Source organism: Microbacterium sp. MPR-TSA4, from assembly GCF_058792815.1.
Genome location: NZ_JBXAFF010000089.1, coordinates 1 through 3,268, shown reverse-complemented (window position 1 = coordinate 3,268; position 3,268 = coordinate 1). Strand labels below are relative to the sequence as shown.

2 protein-coding genes and 1 pseudogene are annotated in these 3,268 nt (G+C 69.2%); 2 read left to right on the top strand and 1 reads right to left on the bottom strand.

Features of this window, described 5'->3' with window-relative positions; all coding sequences use genetic code 11:
* On the top strand, positions 1 to 505 hold a 505-nt coding region (locus AC1Q49_RS16155; protein WP_492493416.1), incomplete at its 5' end, for a hypothetical protein.
* A gap of 183 nt (positions 506 to 688) precedes the next feature.
* Here AC1Q49_RS16155 and AC1Q49_RS16150 read toward each other — a convergent pair.
* Entirely contained in the window at positions 689 to 2,602 is a 1,914-nt protein-coding gene (locus AC1Q49_RS16150; protein ID WP_060960784.1) for a multicopper oxidase domain-containing protein, read from the bottom strand.
* Positions 2,603 to 3,026: 424 nt separating this feature from the next.
* Here AC1Q49_RS16150 and AC1Q49_RS16145 point away from each other — a divergent pair.
* Positions 3,027 to 3,268: pseudogene (locus AC1Q49_RS16145) on the top strand (hypothetical protein); the annotation flags it as partial.

Genomic DNA, 3,268 nt, shown 5'->3' with positions numbered 1-3,268 from the left:
GCCCCCACCCGCGCAGGCGCACGACCCCGGCCAGGGCACCGCCTACGGCACCGCACAGATGACCGTCACCGGCGACGGCACCGGGCAGCTGACCGTCACCATCACCGGCATCCGCCTCACCGACGACACCGACCTCACCCCGTCCCGTCTGGTCGCCCGCCGCACCGGAGAGGACCTCACCGCGCCGCTGCGCGCACAACCCGGCACCCCGCCTCCCGGTACCTTCACCGGGGAACTGGCACTGCCGTCACCGGGGCTGTGGTTCGTGTACGCCCAGTTCGCCACCGGCGAACGCACCCTCGAGGTGTGGGTGCCCGTCGATCAGCAACTCACCGGCCCGCAGAGCCAGCAGCGCAACCTCTACCAGCCCGTCACCGCCCTCACCCCGTCACCGGGGCAGATCATCCTCGGCGCCGTGCTCCTCGCCGTCTCGACGGCACTCACGGTCGCCGCGGCCGTCACCGTCGCCCGCCGCCGACGCGTCCTCCCTCCCGCGACCACCTGACCACGGCGAGGTCACCGCGCCCCGTTGCGGGCGGGCGGGCGATCTCGGCCTCCGGCAACCGAAACGGTCGGGCACGATGAGCTGGGCACCCCTGGCATCCGCCTGCTGTGCTGCCGGAGGGCGCGGACGTGACTCGACGCGGCAACGGCGACCACAACGGCGGCGGTTCTTCGGTTCGTGGGGTTATTCGGTGACGTTGATGATCATGGTCAGGCCGCCAGCGCCGTCGGTTTCGACGTTGTTGTTGGTGGTGTGGTGGTTGATGTGGCAGTGGATGAGCCACTGGCCGGGCTCGAGCGCGTTCCAGAGCACGTCGTAGCGTTGTCCCGGCCCGACGTTGATCGTGTCGGCCTGGAACTGCTGCGCCGTGGTGAGGGCCGCCCCGTCGCGGGCGACGACGGTGAACGGGCCGCCGTGGATGTGCATCGGGTGGATGTCGTTGGTGTTCGAGCCGATGAACCGCACCCGGAGGGTCTCCCCCACCTTCATGTCGATGGTCTCGGTGGCCGGGTACGCCTTCCCGTTGATGGTGAAGTAGTTCGGCATGCCCCCTTCCATCGGCATCGCCGGATAGGTCAGCCCCTCCCGGGACAGCCACTCCTGCAGCTGGATCGTGTACTCGCGATCGGCAGGCGGCTGCAGGCCAGGGTCGGCGGGGTCGATGATCAGCGCCCCGTACAGGCCGAGGGCCTGCTGCCGGTCGGCGTGATCGTGGGAGTGGTAGAAGAACGTGCCCCACTGCTTCACCGTGTACTCGTACCGGTAGGTGTCGCCGGGTTGGATGGGATCCTGGGTGATCCCGGCGGGCCCGTCCATCTCGTTGGGCACGTCCAGGCCGTGCCAGTGCACGGTCGTGGACTCGTCGAGCTCGTTGGTCACGTCGATGCGGATCCGGTCGCCCTGGGTGACCTGCAGCCGAGGCCCCGGGATCTGCCCGTTGTACGCGTACGCGTCGACGGTGACGCCGGGGAGGATCTCCCAGCGGATCTGCGACACGGTCAGCTCGAACACCCTCACCCCGTCCTCGACGCGGGCAGGTTCCAGCACCTCATCACCGCGGGTGTCCACGTCGTACGCGGCGGTCGCGGCCCGCGGGTCGACGGCGGCCATGTCCCGCATCGCCTCGGCGGGGGTGTCACGGGTCATGATCATCCCGGGCGGCATGATCAGCCCACCGACGTCGTGCGCGCTGAGAGTCATGTTGACGGCGTTCGCGGGGGCGACCATCCCGACCACGAGCGCGATCGCGGAGAACGCGCCGACCACGGTCAGCTGCGGCACGGTCACCGCTCCGGCGCCAGAAGGCTGGTGCGCCTCATGCCCCGACCCCGGCGACGACGCACCGCCCGCCGCCTGGTCGTGGCCGGCGTGCGCCTCCGGCCGCGGGCTGTGCTGCGCGTGCGCGTCATGCTCCTGGGGGTGGGTGGCGGGCTGGGGGCGGACGGTCATCAGACCGTGCTTGAGGCCCTTCTTCACCATCCACACGTTCACGGGGTAAGCGAGCACGAACCCGACCGCGATCCCGAAACTCATCACCGCCCAGAACAGCAACTCGGTGGGCAGCATGGCCCGCATGTCGCGGCCCATCATCAGCAGCGACATCACCGGCGCCATGCCCGCCATCATCAAGTTCATGCTGATGAACTCGGGCAGGAACGAGCGGCGCACGTTCTGCCAGTAGCTGCCGCCCATCATGTTCTTCATGAACAGGGCCTGGAACACGAACAACCCGAACGCGAACCCGGCGGCGTACTCGATGATCAGATCCAGCCACATCGGCAGGCCCAGCGACGCGACGACGACGGCGGCGACGATGATGCCGGTGGCATCGCCCGCGACGCAGTGGATGGTCGAGCCGATGCCCTGCTTCCACAGCGGCCGGGTGAACTCCTCATGCTCTCCCGGCCGTGGCTCCTTGTCCGCGAGCACATACAGCAGCGCCCCGATCGGCCCCAGGTAGAGGGTGACCAGGATGAAGCCCCACTTCATCACCGCCGGCTCCGGGTTGTGACGGAACTGGTCCACCCCGACCCAGATCGTGCTGATCGCGACCAGCACGAACCAGGCGACCAGGAAATAGTCGATCGGTTGAATCAACCTCGCCCGCCTCTCCCTCGCACACGACTCCCCCACACCTTATACCCCCTATAGGTATTCTTTCAATCGGCGCCGCCTCGGGTGCCGACGGGTGCACGTGCCCGGTGGGGCGAACCTGACGCAGCCGAGACGATCGCGGCGGAGTTCAGCGACCCGTGCCGTCCTCAACGGCGCCGCCGAAGAAGTCCGCACCGGCAGACTCGACCCCGACGGCGTCACGGCGATCCTGCTGCCCGCCTTGACCGACACCACGGCACCCCGAGGGCACTGATCCTTCCGCTCAGGAGACGGACGTCGTTCGCCGATAATCGAGAACGACGTGCCGGTGGACGCGATGTGGCTGCTCTGTCGGCGAAGGCGTGGAAGGCCTGCGGCCGGGCGAGATCCGGGAGACGCAAAGGTCGGATTGGTACAGTGAGGGACTATGCCCCGCGACCCCCGATCCCGGCCCGACCGGGTCATCGCGGCGGGGTGGTGGTCGGGGCGGCTGCTGACCATCCTGGGCCTGGCACTTGTGCTCATCATCGGCGGCTGGACCACCTCCCACACCACGGCTGACGCGCACGCCGACACCAGTGCGGGCTCCCCCGTCGCGACCCGATGGTCAAGCGCCTGCGCTGATCCCCTGCGGGGCCGGCGAGGCCGGCGCGATCCGGAAGGCGGCGC